Source organism: Corynebacterium anserum, assembly GCF_014262665.1.
In the GTDB taxonomy this organism is placed as follows: domain Bacteria; phylum Actinomycetota; class Actinomycetes; order Mycobacteriales; family Mycobacteriaceae; genus Corynebacterium; species Corynebacterium anserum.
In genome coordinates this window covers 991,577-1,015,275 of sequence record NZ_CP046883.1, presented here as the reverse complement: position 1 = coordinate 1,015,275, position 23,699 = coordinate 991,577, and the positions used below count along the sequence as shown (strand labels likewise).

21 protein-coding genes and 1 tRNA gene are annotated in these 23,699 nt (G+C 54.0%); 13 read left to right on the top strand and 9 right to left on the bottom strand.

The window, feature by feature from the left end; all coding sequences use genetic code 11:
* Positions 1-36: 36 nt before the first annotated feature.
* The gene (locus GP473_RS04190; RefSeq protein WP_186277187.1) at positions 37-1,263 is read right to left on the bottom strand and encodes a YkvI family membrane protein; all 1,227 of its coding nucleotides are present in this window, start codon (positions 1,261-1,263) and stop codon (positions 37-39) included.
* Between the two features lie 174 nt (positions 1,264-1,437).
* On the opposite strand from GP473_RS04190, the gene GP473_RS04185 reads away from it, so the two are divergent.
* Complete coding sequence (locus GP473_RS04185) at positions 1,438-2,232, top strand: SDR family NAD(P)-dependent oxidoreductase (protein WP_186277186.1); 795 nt, start codon at positions 1,438-1,440, stop codon at positions 2,230-2,232.
* 52 nt (positions 2,233-2,284) lie between these two features.
* Here GP473_RS04185 and GP473_RS04180 read toward each other — a convergent pair whose 3' ends face one another.
* A complete protein-coding gene (locus GP473_RS04180; protein ID WP_281381147.1) occupies positions 2,285-4,024 on the bottom strand; it encodes an FAD-binding dehydrogenase in 1,740 nt (579 codons plus the stop codon).
* Positions 4,025-4,264: 240 nt separating this feature from the next.
* A complete protein-coding gene (locus GP473_RS04175; protein ID WP_246394912.1) occupies positions 4,265-5,557 on the bottom strand; it encodes a class I SAM-dependent methyltransferase in 1,293 nt (430 codons plus the stop codon).
* Positions 5,558-5,795: 238 nt separating this feature from the next.
* On the opposite strand from GP473_RS04175, the gene GP473_RS04170 reads away from it, so the two are divergent.
* On the top strand, positions 5,796-7,226 hold the full coding sequence (locus GP473_RS04170; RefSeq protein ID WP_185769723.1) for an NAD(P)/FAD-dependent oxidoreductase: 1,431 nt from the start codon (positions 5,796-5,798) through the stop codon (positions 7,224-7,226).
* A 92-nt stretch (positions 7,227-7,318) separates the two neighbouring features.
* Here the strand turns inward: GP473_RS04170 and GP473_RS04165 are convergent, their stop codons facing one another.
* Entirely contained in the window at positions 7,319-7,891 is a 573-nt protein-coding gene (locus tag GP473_RS04165) for a PaaI family thioesterase (protein ID WP_246394911.1), read from the bottom strand.
* 42 nt (positions 7,892-7,933) lie between these two features.
* On the opposite strand from GP473_RS04165, the gene gndA reads away from it, so the two are divergent.
* The 6 genes from gndA to GP473_RS04135 all read left to right on the top strand — a co-directional run bounded on the left by gndA (position 7,934) and on the right by GP473_RS04135 (position 15,378).
* On the top strand, positions 7,934-9,415 hold the full coding sequence (gndA, locus tag GP473_RS04160; RefSeq protein ID WP_185769722.1) for an NADP-dependent phosphogluconate dehydrogenase: 1,482 nt from the start codon (positions 7,934-7,936) through the stop codon (positions 9,413-9,415).
* Between the two features lie 150 nt (positions 9,416-9,565).
* The gene (locus tag GP473_RS04155) at positions 9,566-10,717 is read left to right on the top strand and encodes a DEAD/DEAH box helicase (RefSeq protein WP_185770654.1); all 1,152 of its coding nucleotides are present in this window, start codon (positions 9,566-9,568) and stop codon (positions 10,715-10,717) included.
* A gap of 3 nt (positions 10,718-10,720) precedes the next feature.
* The gene (locus GP473_RS04150; RefSeq protein WP_185769721.1) at positions 10,721-12,130 is read left to right on the top strand and encodes a hemolysin family protein; all 1,410 of its coding nucleotides are present in this window, start codon (positions 10,721-10,723) and stop codon (positions 12,128-12,130) included.
* A gap of 11 nt (positions 12,131-12,141) precedes the next feature.
* Entirely contained in the window at positions 12,142-13,200 is a 1,059-nt protein-coding gene (locus GP473_RS04145) for a hemolysin family protein (protein WP_185770653.1), read from the top strand.
* The gene (locus tag GP473_RS04140; protein WP_185769720.1) at positions 13,193-14,101 is read left to right on the top strand and encodes a 3-methyladenine DNA glycosylase; all 909 of its coding nucleotides are present in this window, start codon (positions 13,193-13,195) and stop codon (positions 14,099-14,101) included. Before GP473_RS04145 ends, GP473_RS04140 begins: the two co-directional genes overlap by 8 nt.
* Positions 14,102-14,148: 47 nt before the next feature.
* A complete protein-coding gene (locus GP473_RS04135) occupies positions 14,149-15,378 on the top strand; it encodes a VWA domain-containing protein (protein ID WP_185769719.1) in 1,230 nt (409 codons plus the stop codon).
* Positions 15,379-15,507: 129 nt separating this feature from the next.
* Here the strand turns inward: GP473_RS04135 and GP473_RS04130 are convergent, their stop codons facing one another.
* The 5 genes from GP473_RS04130 to secA2 all read right to left on the bottom strand — a co-directional run bounded on the left by GP473_RS04130 (position 15,508) and on the right by secA2 (position 20,763).
* Positions 15,508-16,041, bottom strand: coding sequence for a MerR family transcriptional regulator (locus GP473_RS04130; RefSeq protein ID WP_185769718.1), 534 nt, complete (start codon positions 16,039-16,041; stop codon positions 15,508-15,510).
* 229 nt (positions 16,042-16,270) lie between these two features.
* Positions 16,271-16,897 carry a hypothetical protein gene (locus GP473_RS04125; RefSeq protein ID WP_185769717.1) on the bottom strand — a complete coding sequence of 209 codons (627 nt, stop codon included), beginning with the start codon at positions 16,895-16,897 and terminating at the stop codon, positions 16,271-16,273.
* Positions 16,890-17,597, bottom strand: coding sequence for a transcriptional regulator FtsR (ftsR, locus tag GP473_RS04120; RefSeq protein WP_185770652.1), 708 nt, complete (start codon positions 17,595-17,597; stop codon positions 16,890-16,892). Before ftsR ends, GP473_RS04125 begins: the two co-directional genes overlap by 8 nt.
* A 181-nt stretch (positions 17,598-17,778) precedes the next feature.
* A complete protein-coding gene (gene odhI, locus GP473_RS04115) occupies positions 17,779-18,216 on the bottom strand; it encodes an oxoglutarate dehydrogenase inhibitor Odhl (protein WP_185769716.1) in 438 nt (145 codons plus the stop codon).
* A gap of 96 nt (positions 18,217-18,312) precedes the next feature.
* Positions 18,313-20,763 (bottom strand): accessory Sec system translocase SecA2, encoded by a 2,451-nt coding sequence (gene secA2 / locus GP473_RS04110; protein ID WP_186277185.1) that lies wholly within the window; start codon positions 20,761-20,763, stop codon positions 18,313-18,315.
* A gap of 81 nt (positions 20,764-20,844) precedes the next feature.
* Here secA2 and GP473_RS04105 point away from each other — a divergent pair, with 81 nt between their 5' ends.
* The 5 genes from GP473_RS04105 to GP473_RS04085 all read left to right on the top strand — a co-directional run bounded on the left by GP473_RS04105 (position 20,845) and on the right by GP473_RS04085 (position 23,683).
* Entirely contained in the window at positions 20,845-21,612 is a 768-nt protein-coding gene (locus GP473_RS04105; RefSeq protein WP_185769714.1) for an alpha/beta hydrolase family protein, read from the top strand.
* Between the two features lie 25 nt (positions 21,613-21,637).
* The gene (rraA, locus tag GP473_RS04100) at positions 21,638-22,141 is read left to right on the top strand and encodes a ribonuclease E activity regulator RraA (RefSeq protein WP_185769713.1); all 504 of its coding nucleotides are present in this window, start codon (positions 21,638-21,640) and stop codon (positions 22,139-22,141) included.
* Positions 22,142-22,305: 164 nt separating this feature from the next.
* A tRNA-Pro gene (locus GP473_RS04095) sits at positions 22,306-22,382 on the top strand.
* 178 nt (positions 22,383-22,560) lie between these two features.
* Positions 22,561-23,289 carry a type 1 glutamine amidotransferase gene (locus tag GP473_RS04090; protein ID WP_185769712.1) on the top strand — a complete coding sequence of 243 codons (729 nt, stop codon included), beginning with the start codon at positions 22,561-22,563 and terminating at the stop codon, positions 23,287-23,289.
* 46 nt (positions 23,290-23,335) lie between these two features.
* A complete protein-coding gene (locus GP473_RS04085) occupies positions 23,336-23,683 on the top strand; it encodes an antibiotic biosynthesis monooxygenase family protein (protein ID WP_185769711.1) in 348 nt (115 codons plus the stop codon).
* Positions 23,684-23,699 lie beyond the last annotated feature (16 nt).

Below are 23,699 nucleotides of genomic sequence, written 5' to 3'. Positions count from 1 at the left end.
TTAGCCGATAATATACATTATGACACTTTGGCTCGGTTAGCCCAATTCGTTCTTCACTTCCTCCTCGATGACGCCCTCAATGTCATCGGCCTCAGACTCGTCGATCTTGTCCTCCAGCTCAATCTTTTCTTCCTTACCGAAGTGAACCTCCGGATCCTCCCGCTTTTCCATAAGCTCTCGGATGTCCTCACGGATCTTGATCTCCTTAGCTATGTCTTTGCGGTGTTTTACCCACCAGAAAGTCAGCGTCAGCACCATCACAATGCCCACGTAACCAATGACTGGGTACACATAGGTCATCAGGGTCTCGAAGCCCACGAAGCTCACCGCGTACCCAACTAAACACGTGACGAGAAACGCCGGAGTGTATCGTCGTGGATTATTCACCGTAAGACGCTTGCCCAACGCGTAGAACATACCGATACAGGTGTTGTAAATCATGGCAAAAATGATCCACACCATTATTGAAGCCATCACAGGGTGCATGGACTCAAAAAGTTGCAGCATAGGGACATCACTGGTCGCTACTTCGTCCATATTGAGCAACAAAGTGACGGCCGCCATCAACAACATGGCGGTATAGAGCAACCCTCCACCAAGGCCACCCAATCCCACTTCTCGCGGATTCGAATAATTGCCACCAATTACTAGGCACATTGACACTCCCAGCATCAATGCCAACCCGTTGTAGTTAATGGCAGACAGGAGCCACGGACTCACCGGTGAATCCTGCTGCTGCGCTACATCGTTGAGTGGAGCCACGTCACTAGGAAGATTCATCATCGTATAGACGAAAGCAACAATGACTGCGACGATGATCAACGGCGTAAGAAAGGAAATCACGCTAGACACTTTGTCCACATCTAACAGACCAGTCGCCATCACAATGACAAGCATGATCGCGGAACCAATCCAAGCCGGCAACCCAAACTGCTGTTCTAAATTGGCCCCCGCACCCGCCAGCATCACAAAACCAATCGCGAACATTGTGGCAGTCACTGAAATATCCAGAAACTTCGACATCACTGGATGCGACACATTACGGAAAACAAAATTGTGCTCATCCGCGAGGAAAAAGCTCCCCAATTGCAGGATAACTGCTCCGGCGATGGTCATGATGACCCCGGCGAGAAGCGCACCCCAGATTCCGATGCTGCCAAAAGAAACAAAAAACTGAACAACTTCTTGCCCTGTAGCAAAACCAGCTCCCACCAGCAGTCCTACGAAAGACAAGGAGATCTTAAGAGCTCGTGCGAACGACATCTCTTCGATTAATTCCTCTTAAACTCGTCGTTATTTTCTATACTCGTCAAAACAACTGCCCTGGGCGCAAATCTGCCACAGAGCAAACAGTCATCCATACTAGATAAAAATATGCACTCCTGCACGGAGGGCTTCATGGCGTCGGAAATCTAATAATCCGGTAGAACTAACTGTATGAAGGCTCTGAAGTACACTACAGAAACTGTCCTCATCACTGGCGCGAGCTCCGGTCTAGGAGTGGAATTTGCCCGCAGACTCGCAGCACGAGGAGCCAATCTCGTGCTCGTCGCCCGCCGAGAGGGACGGCTTCAAGCTCTGGCCGAACTGCTTGAAGCCTCCTACGGCATTAAGGCCATCGCCCTCGCAAAAGACCTCGCCGTTCCCGGCGCGGGCACTGAACTACAAGCAGAATTAGATGCCCGAGACATCACAGTCACCTCCCTCATCAACAACGCGGGATTCGCCAACTACACACGGTTTACTGAGGTAGAGCCCAGAAATTTGCATAATGAGATTGCAGTTAATATCGACGCGCTAGTGGAACTTACGCGAGCCTATCTCCCCCGCTTCCTCGAACGCGCAAGCGGTTTTTTGGTCAACGTCTCCAGTATTGCAGCGATGCAACCTTCTCCAGGGATGGCCGCTTACGGCGCCTCCAAAGCTTTTGTTCTCAACTTCACAGAAGCTCTATGGGCGGAAAACCGTCATTGCGGCGTCAGGATCCTCGCGCTATGCCCAGGGCCCACCGATACCGAGTTTTTCCACGTCGCGGGCAGTGAGAAAGCAGACGGAGGGATGAAAAGAATGGAGCCAGAAGCTGTGGTCACGGATTGCTTAAAGACCCTCGAAAAGAAATCACCACCCCCGTCACGCGTAGTCGGTACCTCCAATGGAGTCCTCAGCAGCCTCCCGGGCTTTCTACCTCGCCGTGTGGTCGCCAATGCCATGCGGTTGAAAATGGATATGTAGATCCCAAGTGCTCCACAAGTCACTTCCGCTTCTCTTCACTGCACGGCTCTAGCTAAAGCGTCCCAGTAGCATTTTCATTGCGAACGCTATCCACATACTTCTTCAAGTGTTCGCCCACTCTCTTACCGGAGTGAATGCAACCACCCAAGAATGTGCCTTCGAGGGCATTCTTTCCGTGCATTCCTCCCCCTCCGAAGCCCGCCACTTCACCCGCAGCATAGAGTCCTGGCAATACGGAGCCATCGGCGCGCAGGCAACGGCCTTCCAAATCTGTCTCAATCCCGCCTAAAGTCTTGCGGGTCAGGATACGCAGTCGCACAGCGATAAGTGGACCGTGTGCATCGTCAAGGATCTTATGGGGGCTTTGACAGCGAACGATCTTATCACCCAAATATCCGCGAGCCATACGAATGTAATTGACCTGGTAATCCTTGGAGAATTTGTTATCAATCTGGCTATCGCGATCCTCGATCTGGCGGCGTAGATCCGCCACATCAATCTGCGGAGCATCTTCTCCCACCAGCTGATTCATACCTTTCACCAGGTCACCCAAGTTCTCGGCGATAACCCAATCCTCCCCATGATCCATAAAATTTTGGATAGCAGGGTGAGTTCCCGGACCAACTTTTGTAAGGAGATTCTTCACCTTTTTAATCGTTAGATCAGGGTTTTGTTCAGAGCCGGAGAAGATGAATTCTTTATCGACGATGGACTTATTCAAGACAAACCATGAGTATCCATATCCCGTGCGCCCCACGTAGGCTAAACCTTTGAGATTGTCACCGCCTGGAATGATGGTGGTCGGCAGGCGTTTGCCCTCCGCATCAAGCCATAATGATGACGGGCCGGGAATGATGCGAATGCCATGGGTCGGCCACACTGAATCCCAATTCTGCATGCCTTCGGGATAGTGCCACATGCGATCGGTATTGGTGAGGCGAGCTCCAGCGGCTTCAGAAATCCCAATCATGCGACCATCTACGTGGGCTGGCACTCCCTGCACCAGATCCTTGGGAACAGGTCCCCAACGATCTTCCGGCCACGTGCGGCGCACGAGGTCAAGATTGCCTCCAATACCTCCAGAGGTGACCGCTACAGCGGCCGCGCGCAATTCAAATTCACCGATCCCGTCTCGGCTGGACGCCACTCCCCGCTCCTCTGGAGCTTCCGCCAGAACAGTGCCACGTACTCCCACCACGCGCGAGCCCTGAGGATCGCTCTTGGTAATAAGCTCATCAACTTGGTGACGGAAAAGAAACGCGACTTTTCCCTCGCGCTCAAATTTTTCCAGTGGTTCGCGGAAAACACGCACCACTTCTGGACCAGTACCCCACGTCAAGTGAAAACGTGGAACTGAATTGCCGTGTCCCGACGCGTCGCCCGAACCGCGCTCAGCCCAACCAACTGTAGGAAGCACATTCAGCCCTAAGGACTTCAGGTAATCGCGCTTCTCCTGCGCAGCAAAACGTACGTATTCACGACCCCAGCGGCGAGGCCAATAGTCATTATCGGCATCGTCGTATTGAGCTGAGTTCTGCCAATCTCGCCACGCGAGCTCCTCGCTGTCTTTTACCCCCATGATTTTCTGCTCGGGGCTATTGACATAGAACAACCCCCCTAAAGACCAAAATGCCTGTCCACCCAAATTCTTGCGATTCTCTTGGTCGACGACCAGGACTTTCAACCCACTACGCACCGCTTCAAAAGTTGTGACCATACCCGCAAGACCTGCGCCAACGACAATCACATCAGGGTTAAATGCCTGCCCGTTAGAATGAGAAATTGTGCTCACGGCCCTTCGCGTTCCTTCCCATGGAGATGATACGGACACGCATAGTGCCCCGGGATGATTCAATGTCGAAGGCTAGTTTATTTTGTGTACCAAGGCTCCGTGGCACTTCTCGTGGATTAGTCGCAAATGGTGCCCACAAAGGTTACTGACGAAGAATTACTCACCTAGATCATTCCCAGGCCGTCATTCACGGGCATGAGCCATCGAAAGTACCGGCGACGACGCTCATATCTATCAATCTCAGTGGTAACGCGGCTGGAAAACAAACTGCACGCAGTCCAACTCGCCATGGTGAACCAGCGCCTGATGCAAGGCCAATTGATACTCCCATAAGCGCCGAAACACCACATCAAAACCAGCCGCAGCGGCTTGACGCTCTCGGGCAACGAAATTAGCTCGCCACAGTGGAATGGTTGCAGCGAGGTGTGTACCAATGTGGTTTTCTGCAACGACGCGCATATCGGTGTGCCGTGCCGTCGTGTCCAGCACCTGCTGAATTGTCGGGTAGTCCAACGCCGGCCACACGTAAGCACGCATAACATCGAGCGCCTCTCTACTGGTCTCCCGCATCTTCTCGGTAGCCACGCAGGACTGTATGACGGCGATGCCGTCTCGAGACAACATACGATCCACCGCCCGGAGGTAGTGTTTGAGCCCACCGACTCCCAGGGTTTCCATACTCTCTACGGAGAAAACTGCCTCATATTCGCCCGACCACTGCCGCGGCGACGGTATCGGGCCATCGATGAGTTCTACGCGAACAGCTCCTGCCACGCCTGCGGCACGTACCCGTGCCTCAACCGCATCTGCATGATCCTCGTCACTGGTCAGAACATCCACACTTGCACCACGCAAAGCGGCTTGCACTGCGAGTTGACCTCCTGAACTCGGAAGTTCCAACACGCGATCTCCAGGTCGAACCTCCGCCTCATCCAGCATCGCTTCTATACGCCGTTTTTGAGCGTCATCAAGGTCGCGTCGATCGACATGCTCGGTCTCGCCAAAGAAAGTGATATCCACGGGCCAGGTTTCCGTCGTCTTTGAGTTTGCACTCGGGTGGACTGTCACTTCTTCAGCTGAGGACGTTCGGGACGACGCAGAAAACAAGGCTGCCCCCGTTGCGCGAGTAGCACCGGCGTAGAGCTCTACGAGTCCTTCGGGAATCTCGCCAGGTCGCACCTGACCGAACTTGTGCCGATGGGTATGCCCAAAGTTACCCAGCAAACGTTTTGAGGTCTTCTCTAATGGCTGAGATAAAATCACGTGGAGTACCTCGTGCAGTGGCTCTGCACTCCACTCTCCGGCCATATAGCCTTCTGCCAAGCCCAACCAGCCATCCGCAACGATGCGGTCAATGACCTGCCCGTCTCGAACAACCATGTGCGGTGTGCTCCCGGTCTCAAGCGACACGTCATGAGCTTGCAGTAGTTCTTCTAGGCGGGAGGTTACATCACGCGCACGCAGACCTTGAAAACGGGCACGTGGAGGCATGACCAGATTTGGCCAGCGCTCTTCATCGATGTACTGCTCCACGATTTTGCGGACACCTCCTAGTCCCCCCGAAGTTACTAGGAAAACAACATTATTCCTGTCCGACACAGCCGATTCGCCGCAATTTTCCTTGTCCCGGGGTACTGGTAAGGGTGATTTATCACGAGCCGACATGAAGGATTCAGTAGTTGGGGTCTAACATGGGACTGTTCCTCAAAACCGAGGGTTCCACAGGTCTGGCAAGACTTTCCCAATTGCACCAATAGAGGAGATCACCTGTATGACTACCACCCCATACCGCCCATCCGGCGGTCGCCACCACGTCGTCATCATCGGCGCCGGCTTCGGTGGCCTCTTTGCGGCCAAGAAATTCAAGGATGCAGACGTGTCCGTAACTATCGTTGACCGCACCAACCACCACCTGTTCCAGCCGCTGCTGTACCAGGTTGCAACCGGCATTCTCTCCTCCGGGGAGATTGCCCCCTCTATTCGCCAAATCTTGGCGGATCAGGAAAACGTTCGCGTGGTTAAGGGTGAAGTCCGCAACGTCAACCTCGCCGAGCACACCGTCACCGCCGACTTGGGTGGCAAAGATGAAGTATTGGATTACGACAGCTTGATCGTCGCTGCCGGAGCTGGGCAGTCCTACTTTGGTAATGAGCACTTCGCTGAGTTCGCGCCGGGCATGAAGACTATCGACGATGCTCTTGAGATCCGCGCACGCGTTACTGGTGCATTCGAGCGCGCTGAGATCACTGACGATCCAAAAGAACGCGAACGCCTGTTAACATTCGTGGTTGTCGGAGCAGGCCCGACCGGGGTGGAGCTGGCTGGACAGTTGGCTGAAATGGCACACCGCACGTTGCGTGACGAGTTCCGTGAAATCAATACCAAGAACACCCGTATTTTGCTGGTAGACGGTGGACCTCAGGTACTCATGCCATTTGGCAAGCGGCTAGGGCGCAAAGCCGCTCGTCGCCTCGAAGAAATGGGCGTTGAAGTCATTCCAAACTCTCTCGTCACTAACGTGAATAAAGAGGGCGTGACCTTTAAAGATCTCAAGACGGATATCGAGACGACAGTTCCCGCCTACTGCAAGATTTGGTCCGCTGGTGTCGCCGCTTCCCCATTGGGTAAGCACATTGCAGATCAGGCTGGCGTCGACGTCGACCGTGCCGGTAGGGTATCTGTCAACAAAGATCTCACTGTCGGTGAGCACAAGAATGTGTTTGTCGTCGGCGATATGATCAATCTCGATGGCCTTCCGGGTGTTGCCCAGGTTGCTATGCAAGGTGGACAGTACGCCGCACGCACAATCATCGATCAGGTAGAAAACCGCACGTCACCCGCTTCGCGCCCGCCATTCGATTACTTTGACAAGGGTTCGATGGCAATCGTCTCCCGTTTCAATGCGGTGGTGAAGCTCAATAAAGCCGAGGTGTCTGGCTTCGTCGGTTGGCTGATGTGGTTGGTTCTCCATCTTCTCTACATGGTTGGTTTCCGTAATCGCGCGGTCGCCGCATTTTCGTGGGGTCTGAATTCTGTTTCCCGACGGCGCTGGCAGCTGGTTGCCACACGTCAGCAGCTTCACGCTCGGAACGCCCTGCGTAAACTGCGCGAGATGGAGGACAAGGAAGGTATCCGCTCGATCGAGGTTCGGGATAACCTTCGTTTCGGCGAAGGGCGCGATACTCGAGCAGTGTCCGACTAACCGTGCGACCGTTATCCGAACGGTGGATGGGACCCTGAGCGAATAAGCGCGCCTCTCTGGGTGCAGTTCCCCTCCACTGAGAGGGGTTAGTTTTATCCTCTACTACCCTCCTCTTTCCCATTCGGCTTTGAGTCCACTACTGGCTCAGGAACTACGGCCGTCTTCAGATGGGTAAGCGCCACGAGTTTTCCCGTACGTTCGTTGCGGTGCTCGATGCGCCATAGTTGAGTGGTGCGCCCCACATGTTCTGGTCGCGCCGTGGTGACAATAACGTCACCTTTTTTAGAGGGACGCAGAAAATCCGTGTGATTGCTGGTACCCATTACAGCCGGCCCCGCTCCTGCCGCGATGTATGCGGCTACAGAACCTGCGGATTCCCCTAGAGCTGCGTATATCCCGCCATGGGTGACACCCCATGGTTGCAGATGTTTGTCGCTGATCTCCAGACGCATCGTCACGCCGTTAGGGCCAGCAGCTGTGTACGTCACTCCGAGATGAGAATCGAGGTTGACACCAACTTCATTCGACTCGTTAATCAGATCCACGATCTCCGGTGGGAGCTCTTCCGTCACCGCTCTAGCCGCGGCCTCATGGAACTGCATCAACTGTCGACTTTTCCCACGCGATAAGTCACTGGGTGCCTGTGTTTCCAACTTCTCACTCATGCCATCACCGTATAGGAAGAGCGGACGCTAAAATGAGAAACCATGACTAATTCCTCAGCGACTTCCTCATCCGCGTCGTCTACCAACGGCTCCGCACAGATCGGTGTGGTCGGTCTCGCCGTCATGGGTTCCAACATTGCCCGTAACTTTGCGCGCCATGGTCATACGGTAGCTGTTTACAACCGCACCACTGCGAAAACGGACGCATTTATGGAGGAGTTCGGAAATACCGGCAGCTTTGTTCCAGCCAACTCCATCGAAGAGTTCGTCGCTTCGTTGGAACGTCCTCGTCGGGCGTTAATCATGGTTGCTGCTGGCGCTGGGACCGACGCAGTCATTAACCAACTGGCGGATGCCATGGATGAAGGCGATATCATCATCGATGGCGGAAACGCCTTGTACACCGACACAATTCGTCGCGAAAAAGAAATGGCGAATCGTAACCTCATGTTTGTTGGAGCAGGCATTTCAGGTGGTGAGGAAGGTGCTCTTCATGGTCCGGCCATCATGCCTGGCGGTCCACAGGAATCTTATGAGTCACTCGGACCCCTACTAGAGTCAATCTCCGCTCATGTGGATGGAACTCCTTGCTGCACGCACATCGGGCCAGATGGCGCAGGCCACTTCGTAAAGATGGTTCACAACGGCATTGAGTATGCCGACATGCAAGTTATCGGCGAGGCTTACCACCTGTTACGTCACGCGGCGGGAATGGAGCCTGCTGAGATAGCCGATGTATTCCGTGAATGGAACAAGGGTGACTTGGAATCTTACTTAGTGGAGATCACCGCGGAAGTCCTAGCACAAGTTGATGCAGAAACCGGCAGGCCATTAGTGGACATCATTGTTGACTCAGCTGGCCAAAAAGGCACGGGCCGCTGGACGGTCAAGTCAGCACTGGACTTAGGAATTCCGGTAACGGGCATTGGTGAAGCTGTTTTCGCTCGAGCTTTGTCTTCTGCAAAGGATCAGCGTCGGGCCGCGTTCGGCAACCTTCCTTCCGGCAAGATATCAGGCGCCATCAAAGAGTCTGATCGGGAACAGTTCATCGAAGATGTTCGTCGAGCGTTGTACGCGTCGAAACTCGTTGCCTATGCCCAGGGTTTTGATCAAATTGTTGCGGGGTCTAAGGAATATGGCTGGGACCTCGACCCAAAGGATATGGCCACAATCTGGCGTGGAGGCTGCATCATCCGTGCGCAGTTCCTCAACCGTATTCGCGAAGCGTATGAGACCAATCCACAATTGCCGTCATTGCTTCTCGATGGATATTTCAACGATGAGCTCGAGGGGCTTATTGATTCATGGCGGACAATCGTAGTAACTGCGACGCAGCAAGGTCTGCCGGTTCCTGTCTTCGCTTCGTCACTGTCTTATTACGATGCGCTACGTGCCGACCGCCTACCGGCTGCCCTAATCCAAGGACAGCGTGACTTTTTCGGGGCGCATACCTACGGTCGCATTGATCGCCCTGGAGCTTTCCACACTCTGTGGTCCGGTGAACGTAATGAGGTTGAGGCCTAAGTGGCATCTGGCTCTTCTCAACGACGCACACCACGCCGCCGTAGTGGCCGGCCGGTTCGCCACAAAAAGCGCCCAGAGAAGTCGTCGCCTCCGACCTCTTCACCCAAGGGTCATCAGCAGTCACGGGCAGCCACCTTGGCTAACACGTCTATCACGTTCGCCGACTTGGGCTTACCTTTGCCGCTGACTCAGGCTCTCAACGCAGAAGGGTTTCTCCACCCATTCCCTATCCAGGCTTTGGCTATCCCGCACGCTCTCAGTGGTCGAGATGTGCTAGGGCGAGGCCCCACCGGCTCTGGCAAAACTTTCACATTCGGCTTACCAATAATTAGCGCGTTGATGAAGGGGTTTTCACGTCCCAAGGCGCCCCGTAGCGTGATACTCGTACCAACCCGCGAACTTGCGGTACAGGTACGCTCCAGGCTCGAGCCATTCGCTGCCGCCGCGGGGCAGCGTATTCTTGAGGTCGTTGGCGGGGTGAAAATCAGCCACAACATCCGGTCGCTGGCCCGTCCGGTAGATATTTTGGTTGCTACTCCAGGACGCGCCCAAGATCTTGTCAGGCAGCGCCTCATCACGCTCGACGATGTTTGCGTGGTAACGCTCGACGAGGCAGATCAAATGGCCGACATGGGCTTTTTGCCTCAGGTCACATCGCTATTAAAGCGTATGCCGCAAGACACTCAATACCTGCTGTTCAGTGCCACGCTTGACGGAGATGTCAAGATCCTTGTCGACCGTTTCATGCATAATCCAGTGGAACACGCAACGACACCAGCTAAAGCTAACCTCGATACTACGACTCACTACCTCGTCGCCGTCAGCGACGGAGCGGATCGTCGCAATCTAGTTGTAGCTTTAGCCCAGAACTCTACTCGTGCCATCATGTTTGTACGGACGAAGTACGCGGTGGATCGCTTGACACACACGCTGCTCAAGGCTGGAGTGGCGGCGGTCGGCCTCCACGGAAACAAAGGACAGTTTTCCCGCACGTCTGCGCTCGAGGACTTTGTCAGTGGAACGGCCTGCGTACTAGTAGCCACAGATATTGCTGCGCGAGGAATCGATATTTCCGATGTCGAGCTCGTGGTTCATATCGATATACCAGCTGAGCACAAAGCGTATATACACCGCGCCGGACGCACCGCCCGTGCAGGTTCGGCAGGAACGGTCGTAACATTGGCTTTCGATGATGCTGTTGAGGATGCCCTCACTCTGCTCGAGAAGGCTGGTGTAAAACCTTTACAGCTCAGTAGCGAACAGTTGCTGGAAAAAATCGCGTTGAAGAAGGGGCGCCGATAATTCATGGACATACTGCTGTCCGTCCTAGGCCTAATAGGTTTCGTTGCATTGACCGCGTGCACAGGTCTTTTCGTTGCTGTGGAATTTGCCCTTACCGGTATAGAGCGATCCACAGTGGACGATCATGTCAAAACAAAGGGAGATTCCACGGCTAAGCTACTGCGTAAAGCCCACGGAGAACTCAGCTTCCTGCTTTCTGGTGCCCAACTGGGCATCACTCTCACCACGCTGGCCACTGGTTATCTCGCCGAACCAATTCTGGCTCGGTTCTTTACCCCCCTTCTAGAGCTGGTGGGTCTGCCAGAATCCGCGACGATGACTGTGGCTTTGCTGTTGTCATTGGTCATCGCTACCGCTTTATCGATGGTCTTCGGTGAGTTGGTTCCGAAGAACCTGGCCATCGCCCATCCCCTCCAAGTGGGTCGTTACACGGTTCGTCCTGTCTGGACTTTTAATAAAGTCTTGGCGGCTTTTATTCGGGCAATGAATAACTCTGCGAATGTCATCGTGCGCAAACTGGGTATCGAACCTGCCGATGAGCTCGCCAGTGCCCGTAGCCCGCAGGAGCTGTCTGCCTTGGTGAAGAATTCCACCGGCGATGGTGGTTTCACTGCCGGTAAGGCTCGGGTTCTCGACAAGTCACTAAAATTTGGCGACGCCCGCGCCGAAGATCTCATGACTCCTCGTTCCACAGTGGAAACTTTATCGGTCGATGACAGTGCACTTGAGCTCATCCGTCGAGCCTTAGAGTCTGGTCATTCGCGTTTTCCGGTAACCCGAGGCGATCTTGATGACACTATCGGTGTAGTACATGTGAAGGATGCTCTAAGCATTCCGCACGCAGAGAGGGCTCGTACTCCCGTAGCTGATATGGCTCGTGCCGTACCAACTATCCCAGCGAGCCTTGGTGGAGATGCAGTACTCGCTAAGGTTCGCGGCGCTGGCTCTCAACTCGTACTCGTAGCCGATGAGTATGGAGGAACGGCAGGCATAGTCACCATCGAAGACGTTGTCGAAGAAATCGTCGGCGAGGTGTGGGATGAACACGATAACCGTGCTGAAGACGCAGAAGTCATGCGGCGAGGTAAAACCTGGGAAGTCTCCGGCTTGTTGCGTACAGATGAATTAGCGGATGCTGTCGGTTACAGTGCCCCCGAGGGTCCGTATGAAACTCTCGGAGGTCTCATCATGGCTACACTTGGGCGTATTCCGGAGCAGGGCGATGTCGTTCTATTACCCCGCGGAGAAAGAGATTTTGCAGAATCCTTGGAGTCAGGCAATACCTTCCGCTGGCGAGCCACAGTCAAAGTGATGGATAACCGCCGTGTCGATCGCGTAGTTTTGCGGCCAGTGAAGAACCCAGGACTCGTACTAGAAAAAGAAGAGCAACAGCGAAAGGAGCATGAGAAGTGAACACCGATCTTATGGCAATCCTATTCGCATTTGTTCTTCTTGCACTCAATGCATTCTTTGTTGGGGTGGAGTTCGCGCTCATCTCTTCGCGTCGCGACCGACTGGATAATATGATCGCCGCTGGCAACAAGGTAGCACCGAAAGTGCTCTACGCCACCGAGCATTTGTCTATCATGCTCGCTGGGGCACAGTTTGGTATCACACTCGCCTCCGTTCTTCTGGGTAAAGTCGGCGAACCTGCCATCGCTCACCTCATTGAAAAGCCATTCGATGCTCTGGGGCTTCCCGGACAGCTTTTGCACCCTGTAAGCTTCACCATCGCACTGTTGATCGTCACCGTATTGCATATCATCTTGGGCGAAATGGTGCCGAAGAACATTGCACTGGCGGGGCCGGAAACTGTGGCATGTTATCTGATCCGTCCGCATCTGCTGTTCGTCAAGATCACTCACCCCATCATGATCTTTCTGAACTGGATCGCCCGTCTTACCCTGCATGCATTCGGCGTCGAACAAAAAGACGAGTTGGATTCCACGGTCTCGCCCTCTGAGCTTGCAAGCATGATCGCCGAGTCCCGTTCTGAGGGGCTCATAGCACCTGCCGAAGCCGTGCGTCTGTCCAATGCGTTGGGTAGCTCCAACCGCACCCTTAAAGAGGTTCTTATCCCGCTGGATGATGTCCGGGCTGTTCGCAAAACCGGCTCGCTGCTGAAAGTCTCCGATGTTGAGTCAGCAGTCGCTGAAACAGGTTTTTCCCGTTTTCCCGTCACGGATTCCACCGGGAACTGGGTGGGCTACATTCACGTCAAGGATGTGTTGGATAACCTCGTGATGTCCTCTGATCCTGCAATCGACGAGGCTCAAAAACCTTTGGATGCGGCAGATGTCCGTCCCCTCATCACGGTGAAACTCGACGAGAATTTCGACCTCGCTATGCGAGCCATGCGCCAGTCCTCCAGCCACATTGCCGCCGTCATTGATGAGAGTAACGACACCGTCGGTATGGTCACTCTGGAAGACATCATTGAAGAACTCGTGGGCACTGTCAGAGACTGGACGCACGATGACTAAAACGCTCGATATCCCGACGTGGACTGCCTTGCGGGCAGAGCACATTGAGCACGTGAAAAAACTCACCAGTGAGCACCTCGCACGTCGAAGGCGTGGCGAACGACACCCCGTGTGGGATTTCATGTACACCTACTACCCCACCTCCCCGGGCAAGCTCAGCCACTGGCATCCCGGGGCAGGTTTCGCTTTAGATCTAGGCTGCAAAGGAACAGCACCAGCGTCGCAAGAAATTGACGATATCCTTCCCCGACACAAGGATCATTACGTAGAGCGCGATGGCACATGGGTATTAGATACACACCGCGTATGGGAGAAACGCGGCACGTCAATCGCATATATGCACCGACTCATGAGCCTCACGATGAACCGCCCACCGCAGCTGAACTGCTTCGGATTGCACGAATGGGCAATGGTCTACAAGGACACCCCACGCCACCCCGAACCACTAAGGCTTGGAGCTGAGGCAAGCAACCGGGTGGTCGAAGCCGGGACACTACGCTGTTCCCATATCGACGCATTCCGCTTCTTCACGAAGGACGCTGTGCCCCTCAACGACAAGTACCCCACGCGTGCCACACAATCACAAATGGAACAACCGGGTTGTCTCCACGCGACAATGGATTTGTACAAATGGACCACCAAGCTGGGGCCACTGATTCCAGGTGAACTGCTGCTGCGAACCTTTGAACTGGCCTGCGACGTACGGAAACTCGATATGGAAGCCAGCCCATATGACTTACGCGAATGGGGGTTCCAGCCTGTGAAGATTGAAACTCCTTCCGGTCGTGCTGAGTACGTTCGTCGCCAAAAAGCTCTTTCACTCAAGGGGCAGCAATTGCGAGCGGAAATCATCGACAGACTTGAGGCAGCATTCCCCCAGTTACGTTCAGCTAACCGCTAAGCTGTGAGCATTGCGTCTGTTTTCTTCGGCTTTAAGGAGTGCCGTGTATGGGTCGCCACAGTAGTGACACAAAGAACTATCATCTCGCAGGGTGGATGTGGGTCGCCTCTGTGGCTGTCATTGCTATTCTGGCGCTAGCTTTTGGCTGGAATGCGCTGCACTCCAGCAACGAGGCAGATTCTTCCCAACAGCACTGCGCAGATGGAGACTACAACCTCACCGTCTGGTCGTCTGAGAACCACCACGATACTGCCCATCGACTCGTGGACAATTACAACGGCGACCAACACATCGTCCGTGATTCCTGCGTAAGAGCTGAAGTGAAGAGTATGACCGACCAACAAGCTTCAGCTTCGATTTCGCAGAAAAAGAACCTCACTTCTGTGTGGATCCCCGATGATGCGCAGGCAGCAATCACAGCTATCACTAAGTCAGGTCTCAAACTCTCCTCCGACAAAGTTGCCGTCGTCGATGGCGCACCGATCCTTACCTTCGGCTCGGGGGCGATCGAAGAAATGAAGGCCCGAGCTGGTACTGATTTTTCTTCCGCTATTGGAGACGGTGGTGATGCGCAGATCGCTGCAGTGTCTGATATTCGCAACGGCACTTTCACCTCCGACTCCTCCGCTTCGCATGGAACAAATAAAGATACTGCCGTCGGAAACAAGCAATCACAGTCTGCTCAATCATCGAGTCCACAAGACGTAACTTTCCTCCTCGATACGTCAAATGCAATGGGCGTGATGGAAAAAGGAAAGACTCGCCTCGACGTAATTCGCGAATCTCTCTCAGAGAAAATGCTGAGCATTGGTAAGAATAAGGGCCATGTTGGGCTATGGAATTATTCTTCCCCACTGAACCCAGGTGTGAAGAACCCGTTTCGCGCAAATGTCGATATTTCGGTGAAAGACGACGGGACTATTTCTGCGGCAAGGTTGAATCAACTGGGTCTTGGGGGCTCAGCGTACACCTATGATTCGATCATGGCCACATATCGTTCAGCATCCTATGCCGCTGCAAATTCGAGTGTCACGAATCACCGAATGGTGTTGATCACGGCTAGCTCAAATCAGGGCGGCGCGAACTCTTTAGACCAAGCCATTGCGGCTATCAAAGAACTCAATAAAAACAACCCAGTGCAACTGGATATCGTCACCCTCGGAGATAGCGTGGATGTCTCCTCAATGAAAGAACTCGCTGAAGTTACCGGCGGTAAAGTCTACGCCGCAAAAGATTCAGCCAACTTCGCAGACACGCTCGAAGAGGCCTTGTCATAAGCAAATCCCACGGGTGTTGTCTGCACACGACGCTCGGCATAAAATAATCCCTTCGCGGAGAGACTGCGAGGGGATTATTGTCACACGTTAGCCTCCACGAGAGAGGAGAAACGCTAAGACGCCAAACTACTACGCCATGCGACGCCGACGGCGGCGCTCAGCCAGTTCGTCGATAGCCGGATCCTGATCGACCTTCTCCGCCGGAAAAGCAGTGATCGTGCCCGTCAATTCCTTCATCAGTCCTGGAATGGCGATACCAAAGACGCCCTGTCCACCGTTGAGCAGGTCAATAACTTCCTCGGGAGAGCGGCACTCATAGACAGACACCCCGTCAGACACCAAAGTGATACCGGAAAGGTCATCCACACCGAGACTATCGAGCTTTTCGACAGCTTTCCGGATATTTTGTAGCGAAATACCTGTGTCGAGTAACCCCTTAACAATCTTCAGCACCAGAATGTCGCGGAAAGAATACAAGCGCTGAGACCCAGAGCCGTGGGCACCGCGAATACTCGGCTGAACGAGCTTGGTACGCGCCCAATAGTCGAGCTGCCGATAGCTGATACCTGCTACCTGACACGCAATGGGAACACGGTACCCGACTTCTTCATCGGGGCCTTGCACGTCGAAAAGCGCATCCTGTTGTGGAAGCTGCTTGGTCATCTGGTCTCTCCTGCTTATCGCCGGCCGATAGCACATAGGACACATTCCATGTGATTACCACGCCGTAATTCGACACTTTTCAACTTTAGACAGCTTACTTGCATAGTCAAGGCAGAAAGCTACTCTAAGTCTCTAGTAGAACTTCAGGGTTTATACTAACACCAGTCACAAAAATCACAGTTGTAACAACACGCATGTTGTTTACATAATCCCGGGGCGCTATATGAACCTATTCTTCTTCGGAGCCGAGCCAGTCCCCCAGATCCTCGCTCAGCCCCAGTGCTTTCCACATGTCTGCAAACTCATCAGCAACGTCGGGGCATGCTGCAATGGGTAAACCTTGCCAGGTTAAAACGGGGTCTTTTCCTTCGTGAAGTGGAAGGTCGTTCTCCTTCGCCAGCTCACTCCACACATTCCCATCCTCAGATTCTTCGGTCTGGGCTTGTCGGAGGAGTTCTTTGAGCTCTGCAATAAATTCTGGGTTCACTGGTAGCAGTGCAGGTGTTACCGCTTCCTTCACTCGAATGTCGAAAAGCACACCCGCATACCACGCTGCCTCAAGCGTGCTTGGACGAACATCGATATATCGCTTACCTTGTTTCAGACCAGCCGTCATCTGCCCACGCGAATTTGTTGCGATCTCCGCAAACCATGGGTCCCCGTATTCACTGGTGCTGAGCGTTGTTGCCAAAATCTCGGCGTCCGTGGGGCGTCCACCTAAATCGGCTAACTCTGGAATCCACACCGGCAGCATCTGAGAGTTATCAGGTGTGACGAAAAGAAGGACGTCTAGGCGACGATCACTAAGACCCGACGCACTGAGACGCCCCACAAGGTGAACCTCGATATCAGCCAAGATTGCCCTTCACCAACGCTGTATTGAGAGAAATGATCAAGGCCGAGACTTCTCTGGACACTTCTTCTGCCCGCTGCTTGGCGTTCTCATCACGGCCATGAGCCAACGGATCTGCGACGCGGGAAACCATGTCGGTCTGCCGTTGCGCGATGGTCATCAGTGATTTGAGGTGACGATTATCCAACCCATGTTCGGTAAGACGAGAAGCCAGCTCAACCACAACCACATCATCCACAGAGAAGAATCCGGCAGAGTCTGCGCTGATCAGACCCAATCGGATCAGTGAGCCCACGAAGGCGTCTCGTACTCCAGCTCGCGCCACCACATCCGCTCGGGTCAAACGCCGAGCCTGGGACGCCCGGAGTTGATCAGCACTAACGGCGCCCGGAGCTTTTTGTTTAGCAGTCACCGGCGTCACATTGCCAGAATCCATCGCCTCCAGCTGTTCACGAATCACTTTGAGAGGCAAGTAGTTGTCCCGCTGATGGGTAAGGATGTAACGAAGACGGGATATATCTTCCGGGGAAAAGCGGCGATATCCCGAGGCACTGCGCCGTGGACTGATAAGACCTTCAGTCTCAAGGAAACGAATCTTAGAAACAGTAACATCTGGGAAGTCAGGCTTTAGCTGCTTAAGTACGTCGCCGATAGTAGACGTAGGCAGGACCTTTTTCGCAGCCCCTGGAAGGGCACTATCCATCACCTTGCGGGCAGCGTTTCCTTGAGCGCTCACAGACCAGATCACTCCAAAATTCCAGTCACATCCCTTGACTGGCCATCGGCGTCAGGAGGATGTGGGGTCTTACATGACAAAAGCTAATTACCTAGAAGATCCCTGGACAGAAACTAACAGATACTAGCTGTCCAGGGGAGAAATCTACTTAAGATTCCTTCGATCCGTTGAGGAACACCAGACGAAACTTGCCGATCTGGATCTCGTCACCATTGCTCAATACTGCGGAATTCTTGGGCTCACGGTTCACGTACGTTCCGTTGAGGGATCCCACATCCACTACCTCATACTCACCCTCACCGTTAGCGCGAAATTCTGCGTGACGGCGGGAGACTGTCACGTCGTCCAAGAAAATGTCGCTGTCTGGGTGGCGTCCGGCGGCAGTGGTCTCCTGATCAAGCAGGAAACGGGAGCCCGCGTTAGGTCCACGCTTCACTACGAGAAGAGCAGAGCCCTCAGGCAGGCCTTCCACACCGGCAGGAGTGGAGTCAGACTGTGCTCCAGACTCCATTTCCTTCAAGAGGTCAGCACGGAAAACCGAAGTGGTCTCGACCGAAGCCTCTGGGATTCCGGTGTTCTCACTCATGTTGTAGTCCTCTCTGAGACGTTTGCTGCAACTACGACCACAATACTACCCCGTGGATACCAAGGGGGATTCAGTGGCCAACTCGTTATAGAAAAATTAGCGGAACATCTGAACAATTGACCCGATAACAGAACCGCCACCGCTGCTCAACGGATTATCGTTCACCATATAGGTCCAGGTAGCACTCGGCTTATGGAGACCTAGCCCCTCCAGGTTCACACCATCTCCGGTGATTTCCACCTCGTCAAAGGTCTCTCGAGCCTTCTCCACAGCACGCTCTGCTAAGTTGCCGAAGGCAGCAATCGACATCCGGTGGAACTCGTCGATGGGAGACTCCCGAGCAATGGCGCGCAAATGAATCGATTCTCGAATGTCATCCAAATAGGCCAGGTGTTCACTCCATTCGTAGTCCAAATGGAAAAGCATTATTTCGCGCGCTGCCTGCTCTAATACTTCCTGAGCGAGACCAGCGGACTTGAGAGCATTGGCCTTGTCCACGTTGTGATAACTCAGGTCATCCCACGCAGTAGCTGTATCGAGGAGAGAATCGCGCCGATCATTAATTATGTCGCGCTGATCCTTAATTAACTTGTTATATTTCCAGGTAGTGGCATGTATGTCGAGCATCTGCCCCTCCGTTACACGCTGACAGTGGTCGACGAAATTGATGACCTTCTTCTGCGGCAATAGCCCGTCAGGCTCCGGCTGAGCTTGTAGCTCTTCCCCTGCCCCTCCCACTGCGACAACGTCATCATCGAGAGACACGAAAAATACTGAGGAACCTGGGTCGCCTTGGCGGCCTGAGCGTCCACGCAACTGGTTGTCTAGGCGTTGTGAACGGAAGCGTCCCACGCCTACCACATGCAGACCGCCAGCTGCGACCACATCATCCCGCTCTGCCTCATCGGTACCTCCGAGTTTGATGTCTGTGCCCCGCCCAGCCATCTGCGTTGATACGGTGACCCGACCTGGCCGGCCAGCCTCGACGATGACGGCAGCTTCCGCTTCATGATTTTTCGCGTTAAGCACAGCACATTCAATATTGACCTTCGCTAATTCGCGAGCGATGCGCTCGGATTCAGCCACATCCTGAGTTCCGACCAGCTGGGGCTGACCAGTGTGTTGAATATCCATGATGTGTTTCACCACGGCGTTATCGCGATCTTCGGCGCTCGCATACACATGATCCGTTTCGTCATAACGTTTCGTGGGCATATTAGGTTCGATGACCGACACCTCCAGGTCATAGAACTGCCGCAATTGATCACCCGCTGCCAAGGCAGTGCCGGTCATGCCACAGACTTGCTCATACATGCCCACTAGTGCCTGAATCGTCATCTGATCTAGAATCCGGCCGCCGTCGGTGACTTGCAGGCCTTCTTTCGCTTCCACCGCTGCTTGTAAACCGTCGGGCCAGCGTTGCAACTCGGCGACACGCCCACGAGAGCCATCGATGAGCGCAACTTTTCCATCACGCACGATGTAGTGCACATCCCGGATCAACAAATGCTCCGCATGCAATGCCACATTGACCTGTACCAACACATCCGCACTGCGAAGCTGCTCTCCCGCTGCCGCTTCGCCTAGGTTCGCGTCCCGCTCTTCTTCGTCCGACGCAGCATTCTCAAGCGTGGCGTCGGAGTTAAGAAATTCGGTCGATCCATGAATACGGTGGTCATCCCCACTTTCGCCGTAAAGAGAATCAATTCCCAAATGCCGCTCCACGAACGCAGCGCCTCGGTCAGTGAGGAAAACATTGCGGTGATCCTCAGAAATCACATAATGTTCCTGCTCCCGCATGGCCTTCACAATCTTGGTGATACGGCCAGCAGGGGCACGGCCTGGCTCAGACCCAGCCAACACTAAAGGAACCAATGCCTCATCAACCATGACTGAATCGGCCTCGTCAACGATGGCCACATCCGCATCAGTGCGCACCTGGTCTGAACGGCGAGTAATGAGGTGATCACGGAGGACATCGAATCCTAATTCATTAATCGCTCCAAATACAATGTCGCGAGCATAAATATCCCGGCGAGAGGCGCTGTCAAGCTCCTCGGATATCGCACCGTGGCTCAATCCAAAAAAGTCGAACATTGCCCCCATCCACTCATCATCACGGCCTGCGAGATATGAGTTGACGGTAATGACATGCACACGCTTGTTTTGTAATGCATACCCCACCGCAGCCATAGCACCGGCGAGGGTTTTTCCTTCGCCGGTTGCCATTTCCACAACGTCACCGTGGAGTAACCGTAGAGTTCCTTGCATCTGCACATCAAAAGGTGCTAACCCCAACGTCCGCCGAGCAACCTCACGCACCACACCGAGTAACTGAGCAGCATCCTCAACATACCCCTCGCGGATTACGGCTCCGTCTTCGTCGAACTCACGCGGAACCACAGCTTCGGCCGCGGCCGTACGTAGCTCATCGTCAGTTGCGCCGGCATAACGATCCGCACCAGCTTGGGCAACCACTGCCCTGCTCTTCTTCTGATTCTTTGTTGGAGAAGACCCCATTGCCTTCCAGAACCAGTCAAATGCCATATGTCAGATCCGCCCTTCGGTTTGGTCGTTAATCTAATAGTTCAACAGTAGCGAAGGCCGAGACAAAGGATGGCAAGAAACATGACTCTCAAGGTGGCACCTATCCGTTCCACTAATGTCACAGTGCCTGAAGGGCCTCATGGAATGATCGAGGCCACATACGATATTCCCGCTGAACACAACGGTGCAGTCGCACTCGTCGCCCATTGCTTCACGTGCAATAAAAACTCTCCTGGAGTCAGCCGCGTCTCAAAGACTCTCGCCCGTCACGGCTACGCAAGTCTGCGTCTCACATTCAGCGATCTAACCTTGAGCCATAATGTGGACGATCTCCACCACGTCGCCACGTGGCTGAGCGAAAAGTACACTGCTCCGGCACTTCTGGTGGGACATTCTCTGGGTGGCGCCGCTGCTCTTCGCGCTGGCTCTCGTATTCCCTCGGTGAAAGCCGTAGCAACAATTGGTGCCCCCTTTGACCCACGCCATGCGGCCATCACTCTACCCGACCTCATCGAGCAGCTCGCTGAAGCTTCAGCAGGTACCTATCTAGATGTTCCTCTCTCCGGTCGTTCAATTCGCATCACGAAAGAGATGCTGGAAGATCTTGCCCGATCTGTCCCGGCCCGCGATATCGAGGCGCTAGGGAGAAAGAAGGTGAACCTCATGGTCGCTCACTCACCATTCGACCAGACGGTTCCATTCCGAGACGCACTCAAGATTATCGACGCGGCCCTCCAACCAGCCAGCCTCATTGCGGTACCAGAAGTAGATCATTTGCTCACACGGCGTGGTTCCGGCCAACGAGTTGGCGAATTAATCGCAGCGTGGGCCCAACCCTATGTGACGTAAAACGGAGGTGACGTAAGGTGGTGCCATGACTACCGTGAAGTTTATTCCGACCGCAGATTTAGTGGACACTATCGGCCAAGACGTACGTTCTTGCGACACGCAATTCCACGACCTGGGAGGCAAGACAGAATTTGCCGGACCGATCACCACCGTCAAGTGTTTCCAGGACAACGCTCTACTAAAAAGTGTGTTGAGTGAGGATAATCCCGGTGGCGTGTTAGTCATCGATGGAGGCGCTTCCCTCCATACAGCTCTCGTGGGAGACATCATCGCTGGTCTCGGCAAAGATCACGGTTGGGCAGGAATAATCGTCAACGGTGCGATTAGGGATTCTGCGGTGATCAAGACGATGGAATTCGGATGCAAAGCGCTAGGGACGAACCCTCGTAAGTCCACCAAAACTGGCGAAGGTGACCGTGATGTCACCGTTTCTTTCGGTGGAGTGGATTTCATTCCTGGACACATCGCATACTGCGATTCTGATGGGATTGTCGTTACCGATACGCCAGTAGATACTCGGGCAGAATAATCTCGCGCTAACCACAGAATTTCCTACCTCCTCCCCTAGAAAACTCGCGCCTTAGGCCTCTCAAAGGAAACAGCGCGACACGCCGGTCGCGTGCAGTTATGGACCCGCTCGAGGTTTCTCCGAAGAGACTGTTGTATGGTGTTCATGTCTCTTCACGAGACATGCGGGCTATGGCGCAGTTTGGCAGCGCACCACACTGGGGGTGTGGGGGTCGCGGGTTCAAATCCCGCTAGCCCGACCATCGACGGGTCAGAGAATGTTTTCACAGACATGTTCTGGCCTGTTTCTCATATTGTCCTCTTTTTTCGAGCACAGAGAGTTTTCCCACGCGTCTCATCCCTCGAGAGCTCTCAGGGGTAATCCCAGAGGTTATCCCGCGCGTAATCCGGTCGAAACACGGGAACAATACCATCGCTGCCATGCGTGTTAGTGTCACAGTCCTTCAACCGGATCCAGCCGTCCCCCTTGATCGCTTCGCCCAGTGGCTGTGTGATGCTGGTTTGAGCATTAGCACTGTCGAATTATGGCACGAGCCGGTTCCCTCCTTCGAAGAACTAGGAGACGGTGTCATCGTCCTTGGAGGCAGAGACAATTGTCTGAATGGCTATGAGTGGATGCCTCAGTTGCACCATCTCATCACTCAGATTGTCGACGCTCACACGCCACTTCTCGGCATCTGCCTTGGCCACCAGATCCTCGCGGACGCGCTTGGTGGCACGGTTACCCTCGCCCAGGAAGGTGAGGAGGGTGCTTTTGCCTTGTGTCTCACCGCTGAGGGAATGAAAGATCCGGTTCTCAGGCATTTGCCTCAGAAGTTCATCGCAGCGGAAAGCCATCACGATGTTGTTACTGCACTGCCACCGGGAGCTACGTTGCTGGCCACGTCCCAACGCTATGCGCATCAATCCTTCCGTGTGGGAAGTGCCCTCGGCCTTCAATTTCATCCAGAGGCCAGTCCTCAGCTCATGGGCGCATGGATGGAGGGCGACGGTCATGATCCTGAGCCTATGGTCGCAGAGATGACGGCCGCTGATCCTGACATAGTGGCCGCAGGACGAATCGTGGCACACGCCTTCGCTGAGTACTGCACTGCAAGCACATTGTCTCCGGAAAGTTCGTCCAGGCTCCCAGAGCATTCTTCTAATTGAATTCTCTCAGCGTTCTTCCGAATAAATGAGGGGTAGATTCGGTTTCATGAGTATTGTAAAGATCAACGCAATTACTGTTCCAGAGGGCAAAGGTGCAGAGCTAGAGAAACGCTTCGCCGCTCGCCAACATGCTGTGGATAACGCGCCGGGTTTCGAAGGTTTTGAGCTTTTGCGCCCAGTCAAGGGCGATGATCGGTACTTCGTAGTGACCCGCTGGACCGACGAATCCTCTTTTGAAGCCTGGCGTGATTCAGATCCCCACACTCGTAAGCCTTCGAGTTCTTCTGAAAACCACACTCAGTCTACGGCTCACACTGGGGGACGCACTCCGGTAGCCACGGGAGCTGACCTCTTGGAGTTCGAGGTTGTGCTCAGCTCACACCCTGAGAAATAACCCCTGCGCAGGTTTG